Genomic DNA, 744 nt, shown 5'->3' with positions numbered 1-744 from the left:
TGAAATGTCGGACGTGCTGGGGTTCTCTGATCCGACGAACTTTTCCCGACTGTTCCGCCGACGCGTAGGGTTTTCGCCCAAGGCGTTTCGTGAGCAACTGAACGCGGATTGACCGGGCGCCTACAGGCCGAGTGTCAGCGCAAAGCGCTCAAGGTCGCCGAGTAGGTGCATTGCCCATGGTTGCACGCCGCGGCCATGCCCGGTTGCAGGCGGGCCTGTTCGGCGCGATAGGCGGCGGTGCCGTAGAGGGCCGTGGCAAAGGCGCAGAGGGCAAAGATCATCAGGTACTTTCTGGTTTTGTTCGTCATGGCGGGGGCCTCCGGACGGAGCAAGAAGGTGCTGTCTTAAGCATAGGCCAGCCAGGGCGAGTTGCCAGTATTGACGGGTATTCAGGGGCCTTATCGGGCCTACAATCCTGCATCCCATTGCGGCTCTGGCGGGAACCTCAAGACCAGGAAATCCAGGAGGCTGCGCAACGCCTGCGGCATGGGTTTGCGGGAGGCATATACCGCATAGATGTTCATCTGCCGAGGCTGGGCATGGGGCAGCAGACGAATCAACTCGCCGCGACGGATGTAATCACCGGCCTGATAGCTGGGCAACATTGCCACCCCCGCTCCCGCCAGGGCCATGCGTAGCAAGGTGCTGGCTTCATTGGCGCTGATATTGCCGTGCACCGGCACCGACACCGGCTCGCCGTTTTCCTCGAAGTGCCACAGGCTCTTGCTGAAATAAGAGTGGGTC

At 61.2% G+C, this 744-nt stretch carries 3 protein-coding genes; 1 reads left to right on the top strand and 2 read right to left on the bottom strand.

Annotated features, from left to right (window positions below):
• The first annotated feature begins 4 nt into the window (after positions 1-4).
• Entirely contained in the window at positions 5-112 is a 108-nt protein-coding gene (locus tag ASU03_RS22180) for an AraC family transcriptional regulator (protein WP_442855156.1), read from the top strand.
• Between the two features lie 22 nt (positions 113-134).
• On the opposite strand, the gene ASU03_RS21295 is transcribed toward ASU03_RS22180, so the two are convergent.
• Both ASU03_RS21295 and ASU03_RS20450 read right to left on the bottom strand, forming a co-directional pair.
• Positions 135-308 carry a hypothetical protein gene (locus ASU03_RS21295; RefSeq protein ID WP_197411334.1) on the bottom strand — a complete coding sequence of 58 codons (174 nt, stop codon included), beginning with the start codon at positions 306-308 and terminating at the stop codon, positions 135-137.
• A 99-nt stretch (positions 309-407) separates the two neighbouring features.
• A partial coding sequence (locus ASU03_RS20450; RefSeq protein ID WP_231731661.1) for a LysR substrate-binding domain-containing protein occupies positions 408-744 on the bottom strand: 337 nt, incomplete at its 5' end.

Origin of the sequence: Colwellia sp. TT2012 (genome assembly GCF_001440345.1) — a bacterium.
Classification (GTDB): Bacteria; Pseudomonadota; Gammaproteobacteria; order Enterobacterales; family Alteromonadaceae; genus Colwellia.
This window is presented reverse-complemented; position numbering and strand designations above follow the sequence as displayed.

What these genes read in the sequence shown, in the direction of transcription:
- ASU03_RS21295 (WP_197411334.1), bottom strand. Translation starts at nt 308, where the DNA reads ATGACGAACAAAACCAGAAAGTACCTGATGATCTTTGCCCTCTGCGCC.
- ASU03_RS22180 (WP_442855156.1), top strand. Translation starts at nt 5, where the DNA reads ATGTCGGACGTGCTGGGGTTCTCTGATCCGACGAACTTTTCCCGACTG.